The sequence below is a fragment of the Thioclava sp. F36-6 genome, assembly GCF_002020305.1.
GTDB lineage: Bacteria > Pseudomonadota > Alphaproteobacteria > Rhodobacterales > Rhodobacteraceae > Thioclava > Thioclava sediminum.
Genome location: NZ_MPZX01000002.1, coordinates 1,003,530 through 1,029,441 on the forward strand (window position 1 = coordinate 1,003,530; position 25,912 = coordinate 1,029,441).

Consider the following 25,912-nt stretch of genomic DNA (forward strand, 5'->3'; position numbering starts at 1 on the left):
GCCCTCCCGTCAGTAGCTGTATTCGGCGTAGATCTTGCTCAGATCGCCATTCCACTCGCCGTGGTATTTCTCCAGCAGCTCGTCCGCAGGCACGCGGCCCGTCTCGACGCTCTCTTCCAGCGCGTTGAGGAAATGCGTCTCGTCGGGGATCATCCCGCCCGCGCCGGGCTTCGCCCGCGCCGCCAGACCGGATTTCGCGATCGCCACCGTCTCGCGTGCGAGGTCATGCAGCTTCACGCCGTTGAACTCGCCCTGCAGCGCATCGACCGCCGCCGCGCGGCGCAGACCTTCGCGGGTCTCGTGGTCGAAGCCCTTCACCAGATCCCATGCCGCATCCAGCGCGGTCTGGTCGTAAAGCAGACCGACCCACAGTGCGGGCAGCGCGCACAGACGCCGCCACGGCCCGCCATCGGCGCCGCGCATCTCGATGAATTTCTTCGCGCGTGCCTCGGGGAAGACGGTCGTCAGGTGATCGGCCCAGTCGCTCAGCGTCGGCTTCTCGCCGGGCAGCGCGGGCAGTTCGCCCTTCAGGAAGTCGCGGAAGGACTGGCCCAGAGCGTCGATATATTTGCCGTCGCGATAGACGAAATACATCGGCACATCGAGGACGTAGTTCACGTATGCCTCGTAGCCCGCGCCCTCTTCGAACATGAAGGGCAGCATGCCCGTGCGCGCGTCGTCGAGGTTCTGCCAGATATGGCTGCGCCAGGACTTCATGCCGTTGGGTTTGCCGTCGAGGAAGGGCGAATTGGCGAAGAGAGCCGTCGCGACCGGCTGCAGCGCCAGCGCCACGCGCATCTTCTGCACCATGTCGGCTTCCGAACCGAAGTCGAGGTTCACCTGCACGGTGCAGGTGCGATACATCATCTGCGTGCCCAGCTCGCCCACGCGCCCCATGTAATCGGTCATCAGCCGGTAGCGCCCCTTGGGCATCATGTGCATCTGGTCCTGCGTCCAGATCGGGGCCGCGCCCAGACCGATGAACTTCACACCGATATCGTCGGCGACCGACTGCACTTCGCGCAGGTGTTCGTTCACCTCGTCGCAGGTCTGGTGGATCGTCTCGAGCGGCGCGCCCGACAGTTCCAGCTGACCGCCCGGCTCGAGGCTGACATTCGCGCCGTTCAGTTCCAGCCCGATGATCTTGCCCTGCTCTTCCACCGGCTTCCAGCCGAAGCGGTCGCGCAGACCTTCCAGCATCGCCTTGATCGACCGCGGGCCGTCATAGGGCAGCGGCAACTGCTTGTCCGCGCAATAGCCGAATTTTTCATGCTCGGTGCCGATGCGCCAGTCGTCGCGCGGCTTCTCACCTTCGGCCAGATATTCGGCCAGTTGCTCGAAGCGCTCGATCGGGCCACCGCCCTGCTGCGGAATGGACATGTCTTTTCTCGCGTCGCTTTATGGAGCGCCACAGGTGGCGCGGGGGTTAGCTCAAGTCAAGCGTGAAACCTGTTTGCGGGTCCAGAGGCTCTGTGCGGCAGTCTTTTGGTCAAGCGCGGCAGAGATCTTCCCCATATCGATCCCCGGCAGGCTCGCGAAGGCATCGTAGAGCGCATCCGCCCCCGCCGCGTCGAGCGGGATCAGAAGCGCCTCGCCCGAGAGGCTGCGCAGCCGCCAGTATTGTTGGCCCTGCAGCGTCAGCAGTCGGATTTCCGCCAGTTCGCGCAGGGGCAATTCGCCGCCCATCCCGAGCGCCGAGACATTGCTGCCCGGCCCCGCGATGGCGCGCGCCCGGCTGGCTGCGAAATAGGAGATACGGCCCTCGTCGATCTCGACCAGACCCGGCGCATTTGTTTCACGCGCGAAGCGCAGCCGACGCCAGCCGATCAGCGCCCAGCCAAGCCCGAGCGCGACCGCGACCAGTCCCAGCGGCATAAGGATCAATCCACCGAGCCAGATCAGCCACGCACCGAACGCCACCACGACGCCAGCCGCGATCACCTCGCTCCAGCGCTTGAACCCGTCTGCGACCTCGGGACGGATCACCGCCAGTCTCCCAGCGCCGATTGCCACAAGGTGATCGCCGCGCAGACCGCGGTATCGGCGCGCAGGATGCGCGGGCCGAGGCTGACCGGAGTTACGAATTCGAGGCTGCGGAGCCTCTCGCGCTCGGCCTCCGAGAACCCGCCTTCGGGCCCGATCAGGATCGCCCAAGGGCCGGGCTGCAGCCCCGCGAGCGTCTCTGCGGGGCCAACCAGAGCCTCGTCGGCCCAGAGAATACGACGGCTCGGATCCCAGTCATCCAGCAGCTTCTTGAGCCCCTGCAAATCCTCGACCGGGGGGACATAGGTGCCCAGACATTGCTCCGCCGCTTCCTTGGCATGGGCCTGCAAGCGGTCCTGCCGGATGCGCGCGGAATTGGTGAACTCGGTCTGCACCGGCAACACCTTGGCGCAGCCCAGCTCGGTCGCCTTTTCGACGATGAAATCGGTGCGCTCTTTCTTGATCGGCGCGAAGATCAGCCAGAGATCGGGCGGCGCGAGCTGCGGCGCGGCCTGCTCGATACAGGCCAGAATGCCGCGCTTCTTGTGGGCCTCGACGACCTCAGCCGTCCACTCGCCATCGCGCCCGTTGAACAGAGCGACACGGGCGCCCACGGCCAGCCGCATCACCGCAAAGAGGTAATGCGCTTCGTCCTGAGTCAGAGGCACGGCTTGCCCCGCGCCCAGCGGGTGCTCTACACAGAGCCTGATCTTGGCACGTTCCATGAGGCGGACTGTATGAGCGGAAAAACCGAAACGCCAGAGGCGGCAAACGCGAGCACGGGCGAGCCCCCGAATGATGCAAACGGCACGGTCGCGGATGCCTATCGCGGCAACTGGGTCGACCGGCTGGCCCCGGCATGGACGCGGCCCTACCTGCGGCTGAGCCGCGCCGACCGTCCGATCGGGACGTGGCTGCTGCTCTTGCCCTGCTACTGGTCGATCGCGCTGGCGGCATCCTCGACGGGCGGCTTCATCTGGTGGGACCTGTGGCTTGCCATCGGCGCTTCCATCGGGGCCTTCCTGATGCGCGGCGCGGGCTGCACATGGAACGACATCACCGACCGCGACATCGACGCAGGCGTGGCGCGCACCCGCTCGCGGCCGATCCCCTCGGGGCAGGTCACGACGAAACAGGCGCTGGCCTGGGCGGTGATCCAGTCGCTGATCTCCTTCGCGATCCTGCTGACCTTCAACGTGCCCGCAATCATCCTCGGGATCGTGTCGCTCGGTCCGGTCGCGATCTATCCCTTCGCCAAGCGCTTCACCTGGTGGCCTCAGATTTTCCTCGGCATCGCCTTCAACTGGGGCGCGCTGCTTTTGTGGGTCGCGCATACCGGCAGCCTCAGCTGGCCGCCCGTCGTACTCTATTTCGCGGGCATGGCCTGGACGCTGTTCTACGACACAATCTATGCGCATCAGGACAAGGAAGACGATGCGCTCATCGGGGTGAAATCCACCGCGCGGCTCTTTGGGGACGATAGCGCGAAATGGCTCGGCGGCTTCCTGATGACTTCTGTTGCGCTGATGACCATCGCGGTGATGGGTGCGCTGCTGCCCGGCGCGCCGCCGCTGCGCCTCGCGATCTCGCTGCTCGCGCCCTGGGCGATGGGGTGGCACATGCTCTGGCAGATGCGCCAGCTCGATATCGACGAGCCGGACACCTGCCTGAAACTGTTCCGCGCGAACCGCGACACGGGCCTCATCGCTGCGCTGTTTCTCGCCGTTGGCGCAATCGTGTAACGGCGTTTCGATTGATCCCCGCGCCCCTGCGCCTTAAGGAAACGGGATAAAGATTCCCCGGGGGAGGGCCTGAGACCGATGCGCAGCCGCGCCACCTTGTTGACGATCGCCGCCTTTGTCCTCGCACTCGTCGTGTCCGCAGTCATTGCGGGCGGCGCTGCGACCGTTGTCGAGAAATCCACGAAACAAGAAGTACGCGTCGCGATGGAGGCGCAAGGCTACGGCTGGATGCGGATCCATACCGACGGGCTGCAAGTCCTCCTCTCCGGCACCGCCCCGACCGAGGCCGAGCGCTTCCGCGCCGTCTCGGAGGTCGACAAATACGTCGATAGCTCGCGGGTCGTCGACAATACCGACACGCAGATCACCAAGCCGATCACGCCCCCCGCCTTCTCGCTGGAAATGCTGCGCAACGAGAACGGCATCTCGCTGATCGGGCTGGTGCCCTCTTCGGTCGACCGCGATGCGATCGTCGAGAAACTCTCGAAAGTCGCGGGCGAGGATGGCGTTACCGACATGCTGGAGAGCGCCGATTACCCGGTGCCCGGCGGCTGGGACCAGGCGATGCAGTTCGCGATGACCACGATCGAGACGCTGCCGCGCTCGAAAGTGTCCGTCACCGCCGGCAAGGTCTCGGTTCAGGCGATCACCGACAGCCCCTCCGAGAAAGGCCGGGTGGAGACGTCGCTCGCACGCCGCCGCCCGACCGATCTCAAGCTCAGCTTCGACATCTCCGCGCCGCGCCCCGTGATCACCCCCTTCACCCTGCGCTTCCTCATCGACGAGGAGGAAGGCCCGCATTTCGACGCCTGCTCCGCCGATAACGAGCGCGCACGCGACCGCATCCTGACCGCCGCCCGCGCGACAGGCGCGAAAGGCACGCTGACCTGCACCATCGGCATGGGCACCCCGTCGCCTGATTGGTCCAAGGCCGCGCAGATGGCGATCAAGGCGGTCGGCGATCTCGGCGCGGGTTCAGTGACATTCTCCGATGCCGATATCGCACTCGATGCCCCCTCGACCGTCGATCAGCAGAAGTTCGACGATGTCGTGGGCGAACTGGAATCGAACCTGCCCGGAGTGTTCTCGCTCAAGGCCAAGCGCGAACCGGCCCCCGATGCGAAAGCCGCCGAGGCCAGCTTCACCGCGACCCGCGACGGCGGCGGCCATGTCGAGCTCAAGGGCCGCGTGACCGACGCGCGCGAACGTCAGACCATCGAAAGCTACGCCCGCGCCAAGCTCGGCCATGACAATGTCCACGGCGCGACCCGCGTCGACAAGGAGCTTCCCGCCGGTTGGCCGGTGCGCACGCTGGCCGCGCTCGACGCGCTGTCGGTGCTCCATGACGGCAAGGTCACGGTCACCCGCGACGGCATCTCGGTCAACGGCATCTCGGGCGATCCGCAGGCCTCCGACACGATCTCGCGCATCCTGACGAGCCAGCTCGGCGAAGACGCGCAGATCGACCTGAGCGTGAAATACGACAAGCGCCTCGATGAGCAGCTGGCCCTGCCGACCGGCAAGGAATGCGTCGCGCGCCTCAATGAGACGCTGCAGAAGAAGAAGGTCGATTTCGATCCGGGCTCGGCGCAGGTCGCCTCGGAAAGCCTGGACGCGCTCGACGCTTTGGCGAAATCGATGAAGAACTGCACGGACTTCAAGATGGAAGTCGCCGGCTACACCGACAATCAGGGCCGCGAGGAAATGAACCTGCAGCTCTCGCAGCAGCGTGCGCAGGCGGTGATCCGCGGGCTCCTGGACCGTGGCGTGCTGATCGGAAATCTCGAAGCGAAAGGCTACGGCGAAGCGCAGCCGATCGCCTCGAACGACACCGAGGCAGGCCGCGAGAAGAACCGTCGGATCGAATTCGTCCTGCTGGATGAGGCACCGGTGGGCGACGACGCGCTGCCTGATGCCACAGCAGATGCGACGGGCGCAGCAGAAGACGGCGAGCCGCATTGGAACGGCGCAGTGACCGACGACGGTGCGCCCGCCACCGAAGACGGCGCGCAAAGCGAAAACGGCGATGGGGACACCGCCGCTGAACCGGGGGAAAACACCCCGCAAGAAGAAGAAATTCCGGTCGAGACGCCCGGCGATGAAACGCCGCGCCCGCAATCCCGGCCGGAGGACCTGTCGAAGGGCTGAAGGGACGTCAAATGAACAGAACCGAATTCATCATCGCCACAGCGATCATCCTTTTCGTGGCTTTCGCTCTCGGCTGGTTCGCGAGCTGGTTGATCCACCGCCTCACCCGCGTGAGCCAGGCCGATATGGGCGAACTGGAGCAGATGGCGCAGGCGTTGCATGAAGCCGAGGAGACCCGCGATCAGGCGCTCGTCTATGTCGAGCAGCGCGAGGCGGAACTGGCCAATCAGCTCAGCCAGACCGAGGCGGAACTGCGCGCGGCGATGGATGGTCTGCGCGACGCCCGCCACGAGGCCGAGGAGCTGCGCGCCTATATCGAGCGCTCGAAAGAGGCCTGAGCCGTCGCAGCCCCGCGCTCACCGAGGGCGCGGCATCGTGGCCACGCCCGGCGAAACTCGGACATCTCGCGCTTTGGCCCGCCTGTCGAAAGTGGTATCGCCCTCTCTGTCCGCCATGCGCGGCAGCCCCGCCAGCCAATAGGTGCGCCATGCTCCAGACCCTTCCCGTGATGCGCGTCCCCACAGGCACGCCCGCATGAGCGCCGACCCGATGCCCCGCGCTGCGGGCCGCGCCATACCCGATGCGATCTGGCCCCTGAGCATCGTCGCCTATTTCGTCTTCCAAACCTTCTACCGCACCGCCTTGGGCGGCGCGCTCGGGCTCGACGATGCGCAGATGATCTTCGATGCGCGCAGCTTTGAGTGGGGTTACGGGCCGCAATTGCCGCTTTTCGCGTGGCTGCAGCATCTGGTCTTCATGGTGACCGGGCCGACGATGTTCGGCCTCGCGGTTCTGAAAAACACCCTGCTCTGCGGTACCGTCCTGACCTGCTACGGGCTGATGCGTACGCGGCTCGATCCGCGCCGGGCATGGGTCGCGACGCTGGGCCTCGTGCTGCTGCCGCAAATCGCTTGGGAAAGCCAGCGCGCCCTGACACATTCCGTCCTCGCGACCTTCTCGGCGGCGCTGTGCTTTGCCACGATCTGGTGGATTGCCCGCCGTCCCAGCCTTGCGGGCTTCGTGACGCTCGGGCTGGTGCTGGGCATGGGGCTGCTGTCGAAATACAACTTTGTGCTGCTGCCGATCTCGACGACCCTCGCACTGATCGGCCTTCCCGAGTTCCGCGCGTCCTTCCGTGACCGCCGCCTGTTTCTGTCGCTGCTGATCGCCGCCGCGATTGCGCTGCCGCCCTATGTCTGGATCCTGAACCATCCCGAGATCGCCTTCGCCTCGGCGAAGAAATTCGACGCCGCCGAAGACGTCTCGCTGGGGGCGCGGTTTATCGGTCCGGTTCTTGCAACCGGTCAGGGTGTTCTGAATTTCCTCGCTTTGCCGCTGCTGGTCGGCGGGCTGCTATACTGGCGCTACCGGGAGAGAAAACCCGAAGCTCCGCAACGGCTGTTGCGGATGATGCTGCGCGTGATGGTGATCGGGCTTGTACTGCTGCTGATCGGTGCGCTCGCGGTCGGAGCGGGGCAGATCAAGGATCGCTGGCTGCAACCGCTGCTGTTCCTCGCGGGCCCCGCGCTTGGCCTTTGGCTCCTGCCCCGGCTCAGTGCGACCGGGTTGCGGCGGCTGCAGCAGGTCTATGCGGTGCTGCTCGTGCTGGTGATGATCGCGCTGCCGATCCATTTCTTCCAGGGCAAGAGCCGCAATGCCGCCCCCTTCGAGACGCTGGTGCCGCAGCTGGTGGCCGCCGTTGGCGCGGATGCGACCCTGATCGCGCCGCAATGGGAAGGCGCGAATATCCTCTACCGTGCGCCCCGGATGACGGTTCTGAATGCCAGTTCGGACTTTGCAAAACCTCTGCCCGATGGCCCGGCCTTCGTGATCTGGGACGGCACGAATGCAGCAACCGGCGCGGGCCTTCTGCGCTCGACTTACCCGGACCATCCCGACTGGACGACCGGAGAGGTGCAGCAGCTCGCGGCCCCCTACCCCTTCGCGGATGGGAAAAACTTCACCCTCTCCTTCGCACCGGTCGTGAAGCCCGGCGATCAGCCTCGCTGAGGGGCGCGGATCTCCGGCAGGGCCGCTTTCACCAGCGGATGCAGCTCCAGCTTGTCTGCCGCCGCGAGGAACGTGTCGCGCATCGTGGGCGCCCAGTTGGCATTGATGTGATCGGCCACGGCATGCGCCTGATCCCCGGGCTGGCTCTCGAAGAACTGCGCGATCTGATTGGCCATCCCGGCGAGTTTCTCAGGCTTCATGCGGTGGCCTCCTGCGGCGCGGTGTAAAGCGCGAGGCCCCGGCCTGCGCGCGCGATAACGGTAAGGCCCGCGTCCCGTGCCTCACTCACCGCAAGCGCGGTCGGGGCGGAGGGGCCGACGATCACCGGGATACGTAGCGTCACGACCTTCTGGATCAGGTCGACCGAGAGCCGCGAGGTCATCACCAGCGCGCCGCCTGCGGGGTCGATCCCCTGCCGGATCAGCGCCCCGATCAACTTGTCGAGCGCGTTGTGCCGCCCGACATCTTCGCGCGTCAGCACGATCCCCTTGCCCGGCTGCCAGAAGCTCGACGCATGGGCGGCGCGGGTCTCGTCCTGCAGCGGCTGGTGGTCGCGCAGGGTCTCGAGCGCCTCCGAAGCCTGCTCCGGCGACATGGTGAATCGCGGCGGTGCGACCGGCGGAAGCTTGCGCCGCGCCTCTTCCAACTGCTCGATCCCGCAGAGCCCGCAGCCCACCGGCCCCATCGTGGCGCGGCGGCGTTCGGCAAAGCGCGCGCCCGCAGGCGCGGCCAGCCAGTTGCGCGCCTCGATCCCGGCCTCGGTCACTTCCACCTCCTGCCGGGTGATCTCGGACGCGTCCGCGATCAGCCCTTCGGAGAGCGCAAAGCCCAGTGCGAAATCCTCCAGATCGGCGGGGCTTGCCATCATCACCGCCTGCGTCACCCCGTCAAAGGACAGCGCCACCGGCACTTCCTCGGCGAGCCGCTGCACCGCGCCGCTGGGCATGTCCCAATCGGTTGCCGTCATTCAGCCGCCTCGACGCGGCGTGTCAGCTTGGTCTGTGCCGTGTAAAGCTCCTGCCAGTCCGAGGGCCCGTTCGACAGCCCCACCTGCACCGCCGTCACCTTGTATTCCGGGCAGTTCGTCGCCCAGTCGGAATTGTCGGTGGTGACCACGTTGGCCTGCGTGTCGGGGTGGTGGAAGGTCGTGTAGACGACGCCGGGAGAGACCCGATCCGTGATCGTCGCGCGCAGGCTCGTCTCGCCCGCCCGGCTCGCCAGACGCACCCAATCGCCGTCGCGGATACCGCGAGTCTCGGCGTCATGCGGATGGATTTCCAGCCGGTCCTCGGCATGCCAGACGGAGTTCTCGGTTCGCCGCGTCTGCGCGCCCACGTTATATTGCGACAGGATGCGCCCCGTCGTCAGCAGCAGCGGGAAGCGCGGTCCGGTGTGTTCCTCGGTCGCGACATAGGCGGTGCGGATGAAACGCCCCGAGCCACGCACGAAGCCATCCTCATGCATCACCGGCGAGCCTTGCGGGTGCGTGTCATCACAGGGCCACTGCACCGAACCCATCTGGTCGATCAGATCGTAGGTGACGCCCGCGAAGGCCGGCGTCGTACGCGCGATCTCGTCCATGATCTCGGACGGGTGGGTATAGCTCCACCCCGCGCCCAGCGCATTGGCCAGCGCCTGCGTCGCCTCCCAATCGGCCAGCCCGGCCTTTGGTGCCATCACCTTGCGCACCGGATTGATCCGGCGCTCGGCATTGGTGAAGGTCCCATCCTTCTCGAGGAAGGTCGAGCCCGGCAGGAAGACATGGGCGTAGCGCGCGGTCTCGTTCAGGAACAGGTCATGCACGATCACACACTCCATCGCGGCGAGGCCAGCGGCCACGTGATGGGTATCGGGATCGGATTGCAGGATATCCTCGCCCTGAATGTAGATCGCCTTGAAATCCCCCGCGACGGCCGCGTCGAGCATGTTCGGGATGCGCAGCCCCGGCTCGGGGTCGAGCGTGACGCCCCATTCCACCTCGAACCCGTGGCGCGCGGTATCGTCCGAGACATGGCGGTAGCCCGGCAGTTCGTGCGGGAAGGAGCCCATATCACAGGAGCCCTGCACGTTGTTCTGCCCCCGCAGCGGGTTCACACCCACGCCGGGACGCCCGATATTGCCAGTCATCATCGCGAGGTTGGCGATCGCGATCACGGTGGTCGAGCCCTGCGAATGCTCGGTCACGCCCAGCCCGTAATAGATCGCCCCGTTCGGCGCGGCGGCATAGGTACGCGCGGCTTGGCGCAGCGCCTCGGGCGCGACACCTGTCAGCTCTTCGACGGCTTCTGGCGAGTGGGCCGGATCGGCGGCGAATTCGGCATAATCCGACCACTCGTCCCAATCGCAGCGCTCGCGGATGAAGGCCTCGTCGAACAGCCCTTCCGTCACGATCACATGGGCCATCGCGGTCAGCACCGCGACATTGGTGCCCGGACGCAGCGGCAGGTGATGCCCCTCGCCCATATGCGGGGTCTCCAGCAGGTCGATCCGGCGCGGGTCGACCACGATCAGCTTCGCCCCCTGCCGCAGCCGCTTGCGCAGCCGCGAGCCGAAGACCGGGTGCCCGTCGGTCGGGTTCGCCCCGATCACGACGGCGCAATCCACCTGCTCCACAGAGTCGAAATCCTGCGTGCCAGCCGAGGTCCCAAAAGTCTGCTTCAGCCCGTAGCCGGTCGGCGAATGGCAGACGCGGGCACAGGTGTCGGTGTTATTCGTCCCCATCACCGCGCGGGCGAGTTTCTGCACGAGGAAGGTTTCCTCGTTCGTGCAGCGCGAGGAGGTGATGACACCGACGGAATCCTTGCCGTGTTTGGCCTGCGCCGCCTTGATACCCTTTGCCGCGAAGTCCAGCGCCTCTTCCCACGACACTTCGCGCCACGCATCGGTGATGCTGTCGCGGATCATCGGGTTGAGGATGCGGTCGCCGTGGTTCGCATAGCCCCAGGCGAAGCGGCCCTTCACGCAGCTATGGCCGCGGTTCGCCTTGCCCTCTTTCCACGGCACCATGCGCACCAGCTGGTCGCCACGCATCTGCGCCTCGAAGGAGCAACCCACGCCGCAATAGGCGCAGGTCGTGACCACCGAATGCTCCGGCACGCCGATCTCGTCGACGGTCTTCTCCTGCAGGGTCGCGGTCGGGCAGGCCTGCACGCAGGCGCCGCAGCTGACGCAATCCGAGTTCAGGAAATCCTCCGTCCCGGTGGAGATGCGGGCATCGAAGCCGCGCCCGTCCACGGTCAGCGCGAAAGTGCCCTGCACCTCTTCGCAGGCGCGCACGCAGCGCATGCAGACGATGCATTTCGACGGGTCGTAGAAGAAATACGGATTGGAATCGTCGCGCGGGATGTAAAGCGGATTGGCCCCCTCCGCCGCGCGCGTCTCGACATGGTTCTGGCCCGGCGCATAGCGCACGTCGCGCAGGCCCACGGCCCCTGCCATGTCTTGCAATTCGCAATCGCCATTCGCCGCGCAGGTCAGGCAATCCAGCGGGTGATCGGAGATATAGAGCTCCATCACCCCGCGCCGCAGCCGCGCAAGCTGATCGGTCTGGGTCTTCACGACCATGCCCTCGCGCACCGGGGTCGTGCAGGACGCGGGCGTGCCGCGCATCCCTTCGATCTCGACCACGCACAGGCGGCACGAGCCGTAGGCATCCAGCATATCGGTCGCACACAGCTTCGGCACGGTGATCCCGGCCTCGGCGGCGGCGCGCATCACGGAGGTGCCCTCGGGCACGCTCACATCCATGCCATCGATCACCAGCGTCACAGGCGGGCCCGATTTTTCAGGCGTGCCCATATCGGAGAGTTTCGGCCCGTGCACTCCGTCGGGGATGATGAAATCCTTCATTCCGCAGCCTCCTGTGAGAGCGAGAATTCTTGCGGGAAAAGCCGGATCGCCGAGCGCACCGGGTAAGGCGTGAAGCCCCCCATCGCGCAGAGCGAGCCCTTCTCCATCACTTCGCAAAGCTCGTGCAGCAGCTCGATCGCCGCCGGGTCACCCGCCGCCACTCGGTCGAGCGTCTCCATGCCACGCACCGCGCCGATCCGGCAGGGCGTGCATTTCCCGCAGCTCTCGATGGCGCAGAACTCCATCGCGTAGCGGGCGAGCGCGAGCATGTCGGCGCTGTCGTCATGCACCACGAAGCCGGCATGGCCCACCAGCCCGCCCTGATCGGCAAAGGCCTCGTAGCAGACTGGCAGGTCGAAATCGTCCTGCCCGTGATAGGCGCCCAGCGGCCCGCCGACCTGCACCGCCTTGAACGGACGCCCCGAAGCCGTGCCGCCGCCGATCTCATTGACCAGCGTGCCGAGGCTCATCCCGAAGCCGGTCTCGAACAGCCCGCCATGTTTGACATTGCCCGCGATCTGGATCGGGATCGTCCCGCGCGAGCGGCCCAGCCCGAACTCCGCATAGGCTGCGCCACCGTGGACCAGAATCCACGGCACGGCGGCCAGCGAAAGCACGTTGTTCACGACCGTGGGCCTGCCGAACGCGCCTTCCAGCGCGGGCAGCGGCGGCTTGGCGCGAACCATCCCGCGCTTGCCTTCGAGCGAATTCAGGAGCGACGTTTCCTCGCCGCAGATATAGGCGCCCGCGCCGACGCGGACTTCGAGATCGAAGGCCGGTCCCTGCCCCATCAGGCTGTCGCCGATGATCCCACCCGTGCGCGCCGCCTTGATTGCCGCGTTCAGCGTGCGGATCGCGTGCGGATATTCCGAGCGCACATAGATGAAGCCCTTGGTCGCGCCCACCGCGAGACCGGCAATCGCCATGCCCTCGATCAGGCAATAGGGGTCGCCTTCCATCAGCATTCGGTCCGCGAAAGAGCCGCTATCGCCCTCATCCGCGTTGCAGACGATGTATTTTTGCGGCGCCTCGGCCCCGGCGACGGTCTTCCACTTGATACCCGTCGGGAAGCCCGCACCGCCGCGACCGCGCAGGCCAGAGGTGGTGACCTCTTCGATGGTCTGCGCGCCGCCCAGTTCCAGCGCGCGTTTGAGACCCTGCCAGCCCTCATCCGCCTCGTAATCGGCCAGCGAGAGCGGATCGGTGCGCCCGCAACGCGCGAAGGTCAGACGGGTCTGTTTTGCGAAGAAGGGGATCTCCTCGACCGGGCCGAGCGCCTTCGGGTGATCGCCGTCCTCGAACAGCGCCGGCACATCCTCGGGCGCCATCGGGCCGAAACCGTGGCGCACGCCGTCGCGTTCGATCTCGACCAGAGGCTCCAGCCAGATCATCCCGCGCGTGCCGTTGCGGATGATCTCGACGTTCTCGCCACGCAGCCCGGCCGCCGACGCGATCGCGGCAGCGACCTCATCGGCCCCACAGGCTAAGGCGGCGGCATCGCAGGGAACCCAGATCTTCATGCCGAGACCTCCGCAACCAGAGCCTCGATCCGCTCGGGCGTCGCCCGCCCGACCAGTTGATCGCCCACCATCGCGGCGGGCGCGCAGGCACACAGCCCGAGGCAATAGACCGCCTCAAGGGTCACATCGCCCTTCGTTTCCCCGACTTTCATTCCCAGCGCCCGCTCCAGCCGCGCGATCATCTCGGTCCCGCCCATCGACTGGCAGGCCTCGGCTCGGCACAGCTTGATCACATGCTTGCCCGCGGGCGCATCGCGGAAGTCGTGATAGAAGGAGACGACGCCCGCCACCTCGGCCCGGCTCAGCCGCAAAGCATTGGCGATCGGCTGGTAGCAATCGGCGGGCACGCAGTCGTAAGCGGCCTGCACATCGTGAAGAATGGGCAGCAGCGCACCTTCGCGCCCCGCATGATCCGCCAGAATCGCGGCGAGCCTGTCGTCTTCGGTCATATCCATCCTCCCGGCCCCGATGATGGGGCGAGCATGCCCCGGCCAGCAAGTCACGACTGGTTCAATCGCGAACAGGCGCGGACAGGAACCGTCATCGCTGCGCTTGCGCGGGCAGGGGTGAGCCTCTACATCCCTCACATGAGCCTGATCCAACGCCTCCCTTTCGTCAAGAAATCGCCCTTCGTCGCGGTTATCCGTTTGCACGGCGCCATCGGCGTCTCGCGCCCCGGTGCGCCCGGCCTGTCGGACGCCGCAATGGCCCCGATCATCGAGCGTGCCTTCGCGCGCGGCAAACCGGCCGCGGTCGCACTGCTGATCAATTCGCCCGGCGGATCGCCCGTGCAATCGGCGCTGATCGCGGGACGCATCCGCAGGCTTGCGGATGAAAAAGGCATTCCCGTCCATGCCTTCGTCGAAGACGTCGCGGCTTCGGGCGGCTACTGGCTGGCCTGCGCCGCCGACCAGATCTGGGCCGATCCGACCTCGGTCGTGGGGTCGATCGGGGTGATCTCGGCGGGGTTCGGGCTCGACGAGTTCATCAACCGCCACGGCATCCAGCGCCGCGTTCACACGGCAGGCGGCTCTAAAAGTTTCATGGACCCGTTCCGCCCCGAGAAGGACGAAGACGTCGCGCGGCTCAACAAGCTGCTCGACGACATGCATGTCTCGTTCAAGGAGCATGTGCAGTCCCGGCGCGGCGCGAAACTGCCCGAGGATCGCGACCTCTTCACCGGCGACATCTGGACCGGGCGGCAGGCGCTGGCCGAGAATACCGGCCTGATCGACGGGCTCGGCCATGCGGTCCCGAAGCTGAAAGAGATCTACGGCGAGAAGACCCGCATCGTGCCTTACGCGCCCAAACGCTCGATCTTCCGGCGCTTCGGCGCGCAGATCGCCGGCGAGATGGCAGCGGCCACCGCAGGCGCTTTGATCGACACGACCGAGGAGCGCGCACTCTGGGCGCGCTACGGGCTGTAACCGGATGCTCATCAAGGGCATGACACTCTTCCTCGTCGTCATGGCGGTGCTCGCCATGTTCGGCAAACTGCGGATGCCGAAACTCAAGGGCCCGCGCGGACCCGGCAGGCTATCGGCGCGTTGTCCGGACTGCGGACGTCCGAAAATCGGCCGGGGCCCCTGCCCCTGCAAGACGACCTCCAATAGCAAGAGTGCGAAGAAGACGGAGCGCCGTAAATGATCTGGGATTTCGGCGAGATCATTGCCGGGCTGGTACTGCTGGTCGTGGCGGGTGACCTGCTGGTGAAAGGCGCAGTGGCGATGTCGCTGCGCCTTGGCATTCCCGCGCTGATCGTCGGCCTAACCGTGGTGGCCTTCGGCACCTCCGCGCCCGAGCTGATGGTCTCGGTCGCCGCCGTCCTCGACAAGGCACCCAGCATGGCGCTCGGCAATGTCGTGGGCTCGAACATCGCCAATATCCTGCTGGTGCTGGGCCTGCCTGCGATGATCTCCGCGATCCGCACCGACTTGCACGACACGCGCGAGAGCTTCGTGTTGATGATGGGGGCGACGATCCTCTTCATCCTCGTCTGCTTCATGGGCCCGATCGGCTGGGCGCAGGCGCTGCTCCTGCTCTTCGCGCTCGGCATCATCCTGTTCCGGCAGATCCGCGAGGCGCGCGCCCATCGTGCCAATCGCGGCGCGGGCTCCGGTCCCGAGACCGAGGCCGATGAAGAGGTCGAGAGCGTCGATCCGAAAATGCCGCTCTGGCGCATCGGGCTCTATGTTCTCGCGGGGCTCATCGGGCTGCCTCTGGGGGCGAGCTGGCTTGTCAGCGGCGCTTCCGAGATCGCAAGCGCGATGGGCGTCTCGGATGCGGTGATCGGCCTGACGCTGGTCGCGCTCGGCACCTCGCTGCCCGAACTGGCGACCTCGATCACCGCGGCGATGAAGGGCCGTTCGGACCTCGCGCTCGGCAATGTCGTGGGCTCCAACATCTTCAACCTGCTCTGCATCATCGGCGTCGCGGGCCTGTTCGGCGACATTCCGGTGCCGAGCCAGATGCTGCATGTCGACCTTTGGGTGATGGCGGCGGCCTCGATCGCGCTTGCCCCCTTCATCTTCGGCAACCGCGTGATCACCCGAGGCATCGGCATCGCTTTCACCGCCGCGTACCTGGCCTATATGGTGGCCCTCTTCATTGGAGGCAGCGCATGAAACGAGCATTGGTGACAGGCGGCGCGAAACGGCTGGGACGCGCGATGGCGCTTTATCTGGCCGAGCGCGGCGTGGACGTCGCAATCCATTATCACGGATCCGCAGAGGACGCGGAGGCAACGGCGGCAGAGGCCCGTGCGAAAGGCGTGCGCGCCGAGATCGTGCAGGCCGATCTGCTGGACGAGGCCGCGACGGCGGAATTGGTGCCCCGCGCGGCGCAACTGCTCGACGGGCCGCTCGATCTGCTAATCAACAACGCCTCGATTTTCGAATACGACACGATCCGCTCAGCCACGCGCGAAAGCTGGGACCGGCATATCGGGTCGAACCTGCGCGCGCCCTTCGTGCTGATCCAGCATTTCGCGGCGCAGGCCCCGGAAGCCGACCGCTCGGGTGCGGAGCCCAAGGCCCGCGCGCTGGTGATCAACATGGTCGATCAGCGGATGCGCAAGCTGACGCCGGAGTTCATGACCTACACGCTCGCGAAGATGGGTCTGTGGACTCTCACGCAGACGAGTGCGCAGGCGCTGGCTCCCGCTATACGTGTGAACGCGATCGGCCCCGGCCCGACCCTGCAAGGCGCCCGCCAGTCTGAAGAGCACTTCAACCGGCAGCGCGCGGCGACGATCCTCGAACGCGGCGCAGACCCTGCAGATATCGTCGCGGCGCTGGGATATTTCATGGACGCACCGGCCGTCACAGGGCAGTTGCTCTGCGTCGATGGAGGCCAACATTTGGGCTGGCGGACCCCCGATGTATTAGGTCCGGAATGAGCCTGAAAACGAATCGCAGGCCAAAGTTGTGCACTGCGCGGCGGCTTGTAACAGTACCGTCACAAAAGTAGTAATCCTTTCAATAGCTTGGCGAGTGTGCGAAAAATTTCTCAATGAAATCAACGCACTCGTAACTTGCTCAAAAAATGAGCAAACACTCTATCAACCCTTATATTAAGGTCGGAACCCACGGTCCCACATGTTTGCCAACAGAGTTATCCCCAAATTTCGTGGACATGTTTTTCCTTGAAAACGTCTTCGCGAGGTTGCAGCCACAGGGGAGAATCGAAGCCTGCTCATGAATGACGACGTAAACAGCAACGACGCCCTCGATCCCCCGGCGGCCACGCGCCCGCAACACGGGATGACGGGCCATGCGCTGATCACGGATTACCTCAAGCGTCTCGACGGCTCGCCCGGCGTCTATCGGATGCTGAACGCGAAGGGCGAGGTGCTTTACGTCGGCAAGGCGCGCAACCTGAAGGCGCGCGTTTCGAACTATGCACGCCCCTCGGGACACTCGGCGCGGATCGCCCGGATGATCCATGAGACCGCCTCGATGATGTTCCTCACGACGCGGACCGAGACCGAGGCGCTGCTGCTCGAGCAGAACCTGATCAAGCAGCTCAAACCGCGCTACAACGTGCTCGCGCGGGACGACAAAAGCTTCCCCAATATCCTGATCGCGACGGACCACCCCTATCCGATGATCAAGAAGCATCGCGGCGCGCGCAAAGAGAAGGGCCATTACTTCGGTCCCTTCGCGAGCGCGAGCGCGGTGAACCGCACGCTCAACCAGCTGGAGCGGGTCTTCCTGCTGCGCAACTGCTCGGATTCGATGTTCGAGACCCGCACGCGGCCCTGTCTGCAATATCAGATCAAGCGCTGTTCCGGCCCCTGCGTCGGCAAGATTTCCGAGGAGGATTACGCAGCGCTGGTCGACGATGCGAAGCGGTTCCTGCAAGGCAAGTCCACCACGATCCAGCGCGAGCTGGCGGAGCAGATGCAGCAGGCCTCCGACGATATGGAATTCGAGCGCGCCGCTGCGCTCCGCGACCGGATCAAGGCGCTGACCAACGTGCAGCAAAGTCAGGGGATCAACCCGCGCAGCACCGCCGAGGCCGACGTGATCGCGCTCCATCAGGAGGGCGGGCAGGCCTGTGTGCAGGTCTTCTTCATCCGCGCGAACCAGAGCTGGGGCAACCACGACTTCTATCCCAAGACCGGCTCCGGCGCCGAAGCGCCCGAAATCCTGCAGGCCTTCATCGCGCAGTTCTACACCAACCGTCCGCCGCCGAAGCTGATCCTGCTGTCGCACCCGGTCGAGGATGAGGAACTGGTAAGCGAATTCCTGTCCGAGCGCGCCGAGCGCAAGGTCGAGATCACCGTCCCGCAGCGCGGCGAAAAGGCCGAGCTGGTCGAGAATGCCGCGCGCAATGCTCGCGAGAGCCTCGGTCGGAAGATGTCGGAATCTGCCGCGCAGGCGAAACTGCTGGCCGGCGTGGCCGAAGCCTTCGGGCTGGAGAAGCCGCCGCAGCGCATCGAGGTCTACGACAACTCGCATATTCAGGGCGCACATGCCGTGGGGGGCATGATCGTCGCGGGGCCCGAGGGATTCATCAAGAGCCAGTATCGCAAGTTCAACATCAAGAACGCCGACCTGACGCCGGGCGACGATTTCGGGATGATGAAAGAGGTGCTGACCCGCCGTTTCACCCGGTTGCTGAAGGAAGACCCGGAGCGGAAATCCGAGGCTTGGCCCGATCTTCTGCTGATCGACGGGGGCGCCGGGCAGGTCTCGGCGGTGCGTGAGATCATGGACGAGATGGGCGTGAGCGACGTCGCGATGGTCGGTGTAGCGAAAGGCGTGGACCGCGACCACGGCAAGGAAGAGTTCCACCGCACCGGCCAGCGGCCCATCGCCCTGCCCCGGCAATCGCCGGTCCTCTATTACATCCAGCGCCTGCGCGACGAGGCGCACCGCTGGGCCATCGGCACCCACCGCGCGAAACGCGCCAAGGCGCAGATGGCGAACCCGCTGGACGAGGTGCCGGGTATCGGGGCGGCCCGCAAGCGCGCCCTGCTTGCGCATTTCGGCTCGGCCAAGGCGGTCAGCCGCGCGGCACCGATCGATCTTATGGAGGTCGACGGCATCTCCGAGGCGATGGCCGAGACGATCCACAATTTCTTCAACGAGAAGGGCTGAGATGACCGATCACAGCCGCCACCCCCGCGCGCTGACCCGCGTGGCCGATCTCGAACGCGACGGTCTCACAGCCTCGGAGACGCGCGCCGATCTCGAGCGCGTAGCCGAAGAGTTCCGCATCCGCGTGACACCCGAGATGCGCGGGGCGATTGCCGATCCGACCGACCCGGTGGCCGCGCAATTCGTGCCCTCCGCGGCCGAGCTGGTCACACGTCCCGAAGAGCTCGAAGATCCGATCGGCGACGACGCGCATTCCCCAACGCCCGGTCTGACGCATCGCTATCCCGACCGGGTGATCCTGCACATCACCAAGACCTGCGACGTCTATTGCCGCTTCTGCTTCCGCCGAGAGACGGTGGGCGAAACCGGGCCACTGCCGGAAGACCAATTGACGCAGGCGCTCGACTATATCGCGGCGACGCCGGCCATCCGCGAGGTGATCCTGACCGGAGGCGATCCCCTGACGCTCTCGACGCGCAGGCTCGGCGCGGTACTCGACCGCCTTTCCGCAATCGCGCATCTCGACCAGATCCGGCTGCATACCCGCGTGCCGGTGGTCGCCCCCGAACGGATCACCGAACAGCTTTGCGCCATCCTGCGCGCCGCGCCGACCGCGTGGATCGTGCTGCACACCAACCACGCGCAGGAACTCACACCCGCCGCCCGCGATGCCATCGCGCGGCTGGTGGATCGCGGCATCCCGATGCTGTCGCAAACCGTGCTGCTGCGGGGCGTCAACGCGAGTGCCGACGCGCTGGAGGCGCTGTTCCGCGCCCTCACCAAGCTGCGCGTCAAACCCTATTACCTGCACCATTGCGACCTCGCGCGCGGCACCTCGCATTTCCGCACCACCATCGCGGAGGGTCGCGCGCTGATGGCCGAACTGCGCCGTCGCTGCTCGGGGACGATGCTGCCGACCTACGTGCTCGATATCCCCGGCGGGCACGGCAAGGTGCCGATCACCTCGGACCACTTCACACCGGGCGACAACCCCGGAGACTGGCGCGTTACCGACCGCAATGGGACGGTGCATGCGTATCGCGATCCCGCGACCCGTTAACGCGCCCTCTTCCGCTTTGCGAACCACGCAGCTAGGTTGCCTCCCATGAAATGGACCCTTCCCAATATCCTGACCGTGCTCAGGCTCTTGGCTGCCCCCGGTGTGGCGGTCTTGTTCCTTTATTTCTCGCGCCCCTGGGCCGACTGGCTGGCTCTTGCGCTGTTCATCAGCGCGGCGATCACCGACTGGTTCGATGGCTACCTCGCTCGGGCGTGGAAACAGGAGAGCCGCTTCGGCGCGATGCTCGACCCGATCGCCGACAAGGCGATGGTGGTGATCGCGCTGGTGGTGCTGACCGGCTATTCGGGCATGAACCCGTGGCTGATCCTGCCCGCAACCGTGATCCTGTTCCGCGAGGTCTTCGTCTCGGGGCTGCGCGAATTCCTCGGCGCGGATGCCGGGCGGCTACGGGTCACGAAACTCGCCAAATGGAAGACGACCGCGCAGATGGTGGCGATTGCCGTGCTGTTCCTCGGCACCGGGCTCGCCTATCTCGAGCAGGGTCAGGCCCCGCGCGCCGGTGAAGGCGATATCCGGATGGGCGCGAGCCTTGCCGATATCGCGACCCATATGGGCCTTGCGCTGATCTGGATCGCCGCCGTGCTGACCGCGATCACCGGCTGGGACTATTTCCGCAAGGCCCTGCCCTATCTGAAGGAGCCGAGCCATGATTGACGTGCTCTATTTCGCTTGGGTCCGCGAACGGATCGGCGTGCCGCGCGAGAAGGTCGAGACGCAGGCCGTGACCGTGGCCGATCTGGTCGAGGAGCTGAAGGCACGCGAGCCGCGCTACGAAGCGGCATTTGCCGACATTTCCGCCCTGCGCGTCGCGCTCGATCAGGATCTGGCGGAGTTCGACGCGCCGCTCGAAGGCGTGCGCGAGGTGGCTTTCTTCCCGCCGATGACGGGGGGCTGAGATGAAAGTCTCCGTTCAGGCCGAGCCCTTCGATCTGGGCGCAGAGCTTGCCGATTTCGGCACGGGCCGCGCGGATGTCGGCGCCGTCGTCAGCTTCACCGGCATCGTGCGCGACGACACCGGCGCGATGGAGGCGCTGGAGCTGGAGCATTACCCTGGCATGACCGAACGCGCGATCGCGGGTATCGTGGATCAGGCGGTCGAACGTTGGTCCCTGTCGGACGTGACCGTCATCCACCGCCACGGACGGCTGGGCGTGGGCGAGCAGATCATGATGGTCGCCACCGCCGCACGCCACCGCGTCGCAGCGTTTGAAGCCGCCGAGTTTCTGATGGACTACCTGAAATCCCGCGCACCCTTCTGGAAGAAGGAACACGGCCCCGAGGGCACCTCCTGGGTCGCCGCGAAGGATGAAGACGAGGACGCGCTGAAACGCTGGTGATCAGTCGCCCAGCTTGGCGTGCACCTCGTCCAGATCGACCTCTCCGATCGGCAGCTTGTTGTCCGGATCGTCGAAATCATATTGGAACAGCTGGAAATCCTTCTTGTAGATTTCCCAGATCAGGTGGCGCGACAGGTCGTCGAAATAGTCGCTCACCTTATGCGCGCGCTTCGGCCCATGCCCTTCGGATTCGTTGAACCGCGGCACCTTGGCCAGATCGACTTTCACCGGCGTCTCGACCGCGTCGAGCACCGACTGCATCCCCTCGTTGAACTTCTCGGTGAAGAAGATGTTGTCGTAGCGCCCGCCGTTGACGATGAAGGTCGAGATATGGCCCGACATAGCCGACCAGTGAATGTCCGGCTCCATCGGGCGGCGCCAGCGGATCGTGTCGCGCGCAAACAGAAGGAAGCGGCGGAACGAGGCGACTTGGTCGAAATCGAAATTGTCTTCGGGAGAGCCGACCTCGATCCCGTATTTCTGAATCAGCTGCGGCACCAGCTTGCCGCGATAGCGTTTGCCGTTGCGCTGGATGCCCGCGATCTTGTCGAAGAAGGACGACAGGATGCGCTGATAGGGATTGCGCACGCAGGTGAAGGCGTAGCTTTTGTGCGCCAGCACGTTTTCGGTGATCGGCGTCTGGCTTTCGTCCTGCGACCACTTATGCAGCCCGGCCTTGGAATCGTGGATGTCGCCGTCGAAGAATTTCCCGTGATCGGAATAGAACATGATCTGCCCGATGGAGGAGCAGGCGCATTTCGGCACGACGCGATACACCATGCTTTCGCTCTCGGTCATCCAGGTTCCGGGAAATCCCATTCAAAGCCCTCCAGAAGGTCGCATACCCGTGACCGGGTAACGCAGACATAATAAATATCGAGTAAAGAGCAAAGAAGTCCTGTCTTTTCAACGCTCATTCCGGCTAACAAGTCGGATAATACCAGCAAGTGACATCGCATCGTTTCCCGTATGGCCCGAATCGCCTTTATTCTTCTGACCCATAAGGATCCTGACGGGATCATCGCGCAGGCGGAACGGCTGACGCAGACGGGCGATTATGTGGCGATCCATTTCGACGCGCGCGCCAAGCCCGAACATTACCGCAAGCTGCGCAGCGCGCTCGATGCCAATCCCAATGTCACCTTCGCGAAAAAGCGCGTCAAATGCGGCTGGGGCGAATGGAGCCTCGTCGCCGCGACTCTGGAAGCAGTAAAAGCCGCGGTCGCCGATTTCCCGCGCGCCACCCATTTCTACATGCTCTCGGGCGATTGCATGCAGATCAAATCGGCCGAGTACGCGCATAACTTCCTCGATGCGGAAGAGGTCGATTACATCGAAAGCTTCGACTTCTTATCGTCGGGCTGGATCAAGACGGGGATGAAGGAAGACCGGCTGGTCTATCGCCACTGGTTCAACGAGCGCAATCAACCCAAGCGGTTCTACCTCGCTTATAACCTGCAAAAGCAACTCAAGCTGTCGCGCGAGGTGCCGAGCGATCTGCAGATGATGATCGGCTCGCAATGGTGGTGTCTGCGGCGGCGGACGATGGAGCAGGTGCTCGATTTCATCAAGGCGCGGCCCGATGTGATGCGGTTCTTCCGCACGACCTGGATCCCGGACGAGACCTTCTTCCAGACCATCGTCCATCACCTGATCCCCGAGACCGAGATCCGCACCCGGACGCTGACCTTCCTGATGTTCACCGATTACGGGATGCCCGCAAATTTCTACAACGACCATTACGATCTGCTGCTGGCGCAGGATTACCTCTTCGCGCGCAAGATCAGCCCCGAGGCGCGCGACCTGAAGCAGCGTCTGGGCGAGCTGTGGACGCGCGAGGGCGTGGAGTTCGCCGTCTCGAACGAGGGCCGCGCGCTGCATCGCTTCCTCACCGGGCGGGGGCGCATTGGCCGTCGCTTCGCACCGCGCTTCTGGGAGGCGGAGGCGACCTTGGGCCGCGAGCGCACGCTGACCCTGATCCTGTGCAAGAAATGGCATGTCGCGAAACGGCTGGTGACCGAGTTCCGCAAACGCTCCTCGATCCCCGCGCTCGATTACGTCTTCAACGAGATGGGCCCTCTGCCCGATCTCGGCGGCATCGAGACCAGCCCGGAAAAGCGCAACCGTCACCGCCGCGCGCTGATGCGGATGGTCTTCGACCACGAGAACGCCGACCGCATGGTGATCTGCGTCGATCCCGCCGAACTGGACGTGATCGAGGATTTCACCCGCGACAAATGCCAGACCCGCATCCTCGAGATCGAGTGTCAGTTCTCCGACGACTATCTCAAGGGGCACGCGCAGCGCGTCGGCCTTGCCGGGCAGCATACGCCGCCGCAGGTGGTGGAGCAGATGCTGCCGACGATCCGCGCCGATCTGCACCACGAATCCGAACGGCTCCGCGATGCCGAGTTCGAGAATTACGCGCTCATGCGCGAGGGCGGCGAGATCGAGGACAACGCCCGCGCGCTGGCCCATGCGCTCGACATCCCCTCCGATATGGCGCAGGAATTGGCCGAACTCGACTACATCTTCCGCGACTGAGGAGAGAGGCCATGGCCTATACCTATGACGATCAGAATATCTTCGCCAAGATCCTGCGCGGCGAGATTCCGAACGACACCGTTCTGGAGACCGAGCATACGCTTGCCTTCCGCGACATCGCCCCGAAAGCGCCCGAGCATGTCCTCGTGATCCCGAAAGGCGCCTATGTCGCGCTCGATCATTTCTGCGCTGAAGCCAGCGATGCCGAGATCGTCGATTTCCACCGCACCGTGGCCGAGGTCTGCAAGATGACCGGCGCGAGCCCGGGCGAAGGCGGCGAAGGCTATCGCGGCATCACCAATGCGGGCGAGAATGGCGTGCAGGAAGTGCCGCATTACCACCTGCACATTCTCGCGGGTCGCCCGCTCGGGCCGATGCTGCTGATGCGCTAAGTCTGGCGGCGCGCCCTAGGCATGGGCGCGCCTCAAGAGGCTCAGATGAGCCCGCGCTCGGCGAAGAGCGCCTTCACATCGATCTCGGGCCGTGCGCCGTAATGGCCGATCACTTCTGCCGCCGCAGCACAGCCCATCTTGCCCGCCGTCTCGAGGCTCTGCCCCGTCGCGTAGCCGTAGAGGAAGCCGGCGGCGAACTGATCGCCCGCGCCCGTCGCATCGACCGGCACCACGCGCTTGACCGGAACCGCCGCGCGCTCTTCACCACGGATCAGGATCACGTCGTCGCCCGAGCGCGTGCAAACCACCAGCTCGCATTCCTTAGCCGCTTGCTCCAGCGCCGCATCCAGATCGGTCTGGTAGAGCGATTCCCATTCGTGCTGGTTGCCGATCACGTAATCCATCTGGTCTCGCACCAGACGGCGGAAATCGGCGCGGTGACGGTCGACGCAGAACGGGTCCGACAGCGCGATCCCCGCCTTGCCGCCGCCCCGGTGACAGCCCTGCGCGGCCTTCAGAAACGCGGCCTTCCCGTGATCCTTGTCGAAGAGATAGCCTTCGAGGAACAGGATCTGCGTGTTCTCCACCACCTCGAGGCTGACATCCTCGGTCGAGACCTCTGCCGAGATCCCCAGATAGGTGTTCATCGAGCGCTCACCGTCGGGCGTCACGAAGATCATCGAACGCGAGGTCGGCAGCTCGCCATCCTTCACCGGCGGGTTCGGGAAATCCGTGCCCTCGCCATGCAGCGCCGCCTCGTAGAAGCGTCCCAGCGTGTCTTCGCGCACCCGGCCGATAAAGGCAGTCGTGAGCCCCAGATTGCCCAGCCCCGCGATCGTGTTGCCGACCGAACCGCCCGGCGCCTGCGTGCGCTCTTTCATGGCACCGTAGAGCGTCTCGCCGCGTTCACGCTCGATCAGCTGCATGATGCCTTTCTCGATGCCCATATGCTCGAGAAAGCTGTCGTCGCATTGCGCGATCACGTCCACGACGGCATTGCCGATGCCGACGACCTGATACTGTTTCAAAGGTTTTTCTCCTCAAACTGGCACAGATCCTTGATCGGACAGGCCTGACATTTGGGTTTGCGCGCCACGCAGATATAGCGACCGTGCAGGATCAGCCAGTGATGGGCGTGGCGCTGGTATTCGACGGGCACGTTGTCTTCGATGGCGCGCTCGACCGCGTCCACATCCTTGCCCGGACAGATGCCGCTGCGGTTTCCGACGCGGAAGATATGCGTGTCGACCGCCTGCGCGGGATGGCCGAACCACATGTTCAGCACGACATTCGCGGTCTTGCGCCCCACGCCCGGCAGCGATTGCAGCGCGGCACGCGAGGACGGCACCTCACCGTTATACTGATCGACGAGGATCTGGCTCAGCTTGATGACGTTCTTCGCCTTCTGCCGGAACAGACCGATCGTCTTGATATGTTCGGTCACGCCTTCCAGACCCAGCTCCAACATCTTCTCGGGCGTGTCGGCCACGGCGAAAAGTTTCCGCGTCGCCTTGTTGACCCCCGCATCGGTCGCCTGCGCAGACAGCGCCACGGCCACCACCAGCGTATAGGCGTTGACGTGCTCGAGCTCCCCCTTGGGATGGGGTTCCGAGGCTTCGAACCGCGCGAAGACCTCTTTCATCGTGGCATAATCGAATTGCTTGGCCATGCTTTCCTAATGCCCGCCACGCGCGCGAAGGGCA

At 65.1% G+C, this 25,912-nt stretch carries 26 protein-coding genes; 15 read left to right on the forward strand and 11 right to left on the reverse strand.

Annotated features, from left to right (window positions below; all coding sequences use genetic code 11):
• Window positions 1-9: 9 nt before the first annotated feature.
• From BMI88_RS11965 to BMI88_RS11975, 3 genes are read right to left on the reverse strand one after another with little or no spacing between them, the layout of a single operon-like run.
• Window positions 10-1,380: a glutamate--cysteine ligase gene (locus BMI88_RS11965; RefSeq protein ID WP_078522489.1), complete on the reverse strand. Its 1,371-nt coding sequence runs from the start codon at window positions 1,378-1,380 to the stop codon at window positions 10-12.
• A gap of 51 nt (window positions 1,381-1,431) precedes the next feature.
• The gene (locus tag BMI88_RS11970) at window positions 1,432-1,986 is read right to left on the reverse strand and encodes a hypothetical protein (protein WP_078522488.1); all 555 of its coding nucleotides are present in this window, start codon (window positions 1,984-1,986) and stop codon (window positions 1,432-1,434) included.
• Window positions 1,983-2,708 carry a 16S rRNA (uracil(1498)-N(3))-methyltransferase gene (locus BMI88_RS11975; protein WP_078549044.1) on the reverse strand — a complete coding sequence of 242 codons (726 nt, stop codon included), beginning with the start codon at window positions 2,706-2,708 and terminating at the stop codon, window positions 1,983-1,985. Before BMI88_RS11975 ends, BMI88_RS11970 begins: the two co-directional genes overlap by 4 nt.
• A 12-nt stretch (window positions 2,709-2,720) precedes the next feature.
• Here BMI88_RS11975 and ubiA point away from each other — a divergent pair, with 12 nt between their 5' ends.
• The 4 genes from ubiA to BMI88_RS11995 all read left to right on the forward strand — a co-directional run bounded on the left by ubiA (window position 2,721) and on the right by BMI88_RS11995 (window position 7,883).
• Complete coding sequence (ubiA, locus tag BMI88_RS11980) at window positions 2,721-3,725, forward strand: 4-hydroxybenzoate octaprenyltransferase (RefSeq protein WP_078549046.1); 1,005 nt, start codon at window positions 2,721-2,723, stop codon at window positions 3,723-3,725.
• A gap of 78 nt (window positions 3,726-3,803) precedes the next feature.
• Window positions 3,804-5,873 (forward strand): OmpA family protein, encoded by a 2,070-nt coding sequence (locus BMI88_RS11985; protein ID WP_078549048.1) that lies wholly within the window; start codon window positions 3,804-3,806, stop codon window positions 5,871-5,873.
• An 11-nt stretch (window positions 5,874-5,884) separates the two neighbouring features.
• On the forward strand, window positions 5,885-6,211 hold the full coding sequence (locus BMI88_RS11990) for a hypothetical protein (RefSeq protein ID WP_078522484.1): 327 nt from the start codon (window positions 5,885-5,887) through the stop codon (window positions 6,209-6,211).
• Between the two features lie 196 nt (window positions 6,212-6,407).
• A complete protein-coding gene (locus BMI88_RS11995; protein ID WP_078549050.1) occupies window positions 6,408-7,883 on the forward strand; it encodes a glycosyltransferase family 39 protein in 1,476 nt (491 codons plus the stop codon).
• On the opposite strand, the gene BMI88_RS12000 is transcribed toward BMI88_RS11995, so the two are convergent.
• Genes BMI88_RS12000 through BMI88_RS12020 form a run of 5 tightly spaced genes read right to left on the reverse strand, consistent with a single transcriptional unit; the run spans window position 7,871 to window position 13,701 of the window.
• Complete coding sequence (locus BMI88_RS12000; protein ID WP_078549052.1) at window positions 7,871-8,083, reverse strand: formate dehydrogenase subunit delta; 213 nt, start codon at window positions 8,081-8,083, stop codon at window positions 7,871-7,873. The two genes, BMI88_RS11995 and BMI88_RS12000, sit on opposite strands and share 13 nt — an antisense overlap.
• Window positions 8,080-8,850, reverse strand: a complete 771-nt coding sequence (fdhD, locus tag BMI88_RS12005) for a formate dehydrogenase accessory sulfurtransferase FdhD (protein ID WP_078549054.1) — start codon at window positions 8,848-8,850, stop codon at window positions 8,080-8,082. The genes BMI88_RS12000 and fdhD overlap by 4 nt, the downstream gene beginning before the upstream one ends.
• Window positions 8,847-11,732 carry a formate dehydrogenase subunit alpha gene (gene fdhF / locus BMI88_RS12010; protein ID WP_078549056.1) on the reverse strand — a complete coding sequence of 962 codons (2,886 nt, stop codon included), beginning with the start codon at window positions 11,730-11,732 and terminating at the stop codon, window positions 8,847-8,849. The genes fdhD and fdhF overlap by 4 nt, the downstream gene beginning before the upstream one ends.
• Window positions 11,729-13,252 carry a formate dehydrogenase beta subunit gene (locus tag BMI88_RS12015; RefSeq protein ID WP_078549058.1) on the reverse strand — a complete coding sequence of 508 codons (1,524 nt, stop codon included), beginning with the start codon at window positions 13,250-13,252 and terminating at the stop codon, window positions 11,729-11,731. Before BMI88_RS12015 ends, fdhF begins: the two co-directional genes overlap by 4 nt.
• Window positions 13,249-13,701, reverse strand: a complete 453-nt coding sequence (locus tag BMI88_RS12020) for a formate dehydrogenase subunit gamma (protein WP_078549060.1) — start codon at window positions 13,699-13,701, stop codon at window positions 13,249-13,251. The genes BMI88_RS12015 and BMI88_RS12020 overlap by 4 nt, the downstream gene beginning before the upstream one ends.
• A 138-nt stretch (window positions 13,702-13,839) precedes the next feature.
• Between BMI88_RS12020 and BMI88_RS12025 the strand changes: the two genes are divergently transcribed.
• The 9 genes from BMI88_RS12025 (at window position 13,840) to BMI88_RS12065 (ending at window position 21,273) form a co-directional block, all read left to right on the forward strand.
• A complete protein-coding gene (locus BMI88_RS12025) occupies window positions 13,840-14,679 on the forward strand; it encodes a S49 family peptidase (RefSeq protein ID WP_078549062.1) in 840 nt (279 codons plus the stop codon).
• A 4-nt stretch (window positions 14,680-14,683) separates the two neighbouring features.
• Window positions 14,684-14,899 carry a hypothetical protein gene (locus BMI88_RS19875; protein ID WP_078549064.1) on the forward strand — a complete coding sequence of 72 codons (216 nt, stop codon included), beginning with the start codon at window positions 14,684-14,686 and terminating at the stop codon, window positions 14,897-14,899.
• On the forward strand, window positions 14,896-15,876 hold the full coding sequence (locus BMI88_RS12035; RefSeq protein ID WP_078549066.1) for a calcium/sodium antiporter: 981 nt from the start codon (window positions 14,896-14,898) through the stop codon (window positions 15,874-15,876). Before BMI88_RS19875 ends, BMI88_RS12035 begins: the two co-directional genes overlap by 4 nt.
• Window positions 15,873-16,649, forward strand: a complete 777-nt coding sequence (locus BMI88_RS12040; RefSeq protein WP_078549068.1) for an SDR family oxidoreductase — start codon at window positions 15,873-15,875, stop codon at window positions 16,647-16,649. Before BMI88_RS12035 ends, BMI88_RS12040 begins: the two co-directional genes overlap by 4 nt.
• A gap of 364 nt (window positions 16,650-17,013) precedes the next feature.
• Entirely contained in the window at window positions 17,014-18,855 is a 1,842-nt protein-coding gene (uvrC, locus tag BMI88_RS12045) for an excinuclease ABC subunit UvrC (protein ID WP_146673584.1), read from the forward strand.
• A gap of 1 nt (window position 18,856) precedes the next feature.
• The gene (locus BMI88_RS12050) at window positions 18,857-19,915 is read left to right on the forward strand and encodes a lysine-2,3-aminomutase-like protein (protein WP_078549073.1); all 1,059 of its coding nucleotides are present in this window, start codon (window positions 18,857-18,859) and stop codon (window positions 19,913-19,915) included.
• Window positions 19,916-19,960: 45 nt separating this feature from the next.
• Window positions 19,961-20,590, forward strand: a complete 630-nt coding sequence (pgsA, locus tag BMI88_RS12055) for a CDP-diacylglycerol--glycerol-3-phosphate 3-phosphatidyltransferase (protein WP_078549075.1) — start codon at window positions 19,961-19,963, stop codon at window positions 20,588-20,590.
• A complete protein-coding gene (gene moaD / locus BMI88_RS12060; RefSeq protein WP_146673560.1) occupies window positions 20,583-20,831 on the forward strand; it encodes a molybdopterin converting factor subunit 1 in 249 nt (82 codons plus the stop codon). The genes pgsA and moaD overlap by 8 nt, the downstream gene beginning before the upstream one ends.
• A gap of 1 nt (window position 20,832) precedes the next feature.
• The gene (locus BMI88_RS12065; RefSeq protein WP_078522470.1) at window positions 20,833-21,273 is read left to right on the forward strand and encodes a molybdenum cofactor biosynthesis protein MoaE; all 441 of its coding nucleotides are present in this window, start codon (window positions 20,833-20,835) and stop codon (window positions 21,271-21,273) included.
• Here the strand turns inward: BMI88_RS12065 and BMI88_RS12070 are convergent, their stop codons facing one another.
• The gene (locus BMI88_RS12070) at window positions 21,274-22,092 is read right to left on the reverse strand and encodes a sulfotransferase family protein (RefSeq protein WP_078549077.1); all 819 of its coding nucleotides are present in this window, start codon (window positions 22,090-22,092) and stop codon (window positions 21,274-21,276) included. It lies immediately after the preceding gene.
• Window positions 22,093-22,242: 150 nt separating this feature from the next.
• On the opposite strand from BMI88_RS12070, the gene BMI88_RS12075 reads away from it, so the two are divergent.
• Together BMI88_RS12075 and BMI88_RS12080 are read left to right on the forward strand one after the other, a co-directional pair.
• The gene (locus BMI88_RS12075; RefSeq protein ID WP_078549079.1) at window positions 22,243-23,817 is read left to right on the forward strand and encodes a DUF5928 domain-containing protein; all 1,575 of its coding nucleotides are present in this window, start codon (window positions 22,243-22,245) and stop codon (window positions 23,815-23,817) included.
• Between the two features lie 11 nt (window positions 23,818-23,828).
• Window positions 23,829-24,209, forward strand: a complete 381-nt coding sequence (locus BMI88_RS12080; protein ID WP_075773907.1) for an HIT domain-containing protein — start codon at window positions 23,829-23,831, stop codon at window positions 24,207-24,209.
• A 41-nt stretch (window positions 24,210-24,250) separates the two neighbouring features.
• Here BMI88_RS12080 and BMI88_RS12085 read toward each other — a convergent pair whose 3' ends face one another.
• Both BMI88_RS12085 and nth read right to left on the reverse strand, forming a co-directional pair.
• Window positions 24,251-25,237, reverse strand: a complete 987-nt coding sequence (locus tag BMI88_RS12085; RefSeq protein ID WP_078549081.1) for an adenosine kinase — start codon at window positions 25,235-25,237, stop codon at window positions 24,251-24,253.
• Window positions 25,234-25,878, reverse strand: a complete 645-nt coding sequence (gene nth / locus BMI88_RS12090) for an endonuclease III (RefSeq protein ID WP_075773905.1) — start codon at window positions 25,876-25,878, stop codon at window positions 25,234-25,236. The genes BMI88_RS12085 and nth overlap by 4 nt, the downstream gene beginning before the upstream one ends.
• Window positions 25,879-25,912 lie beyond the last annotated feature (34 nt).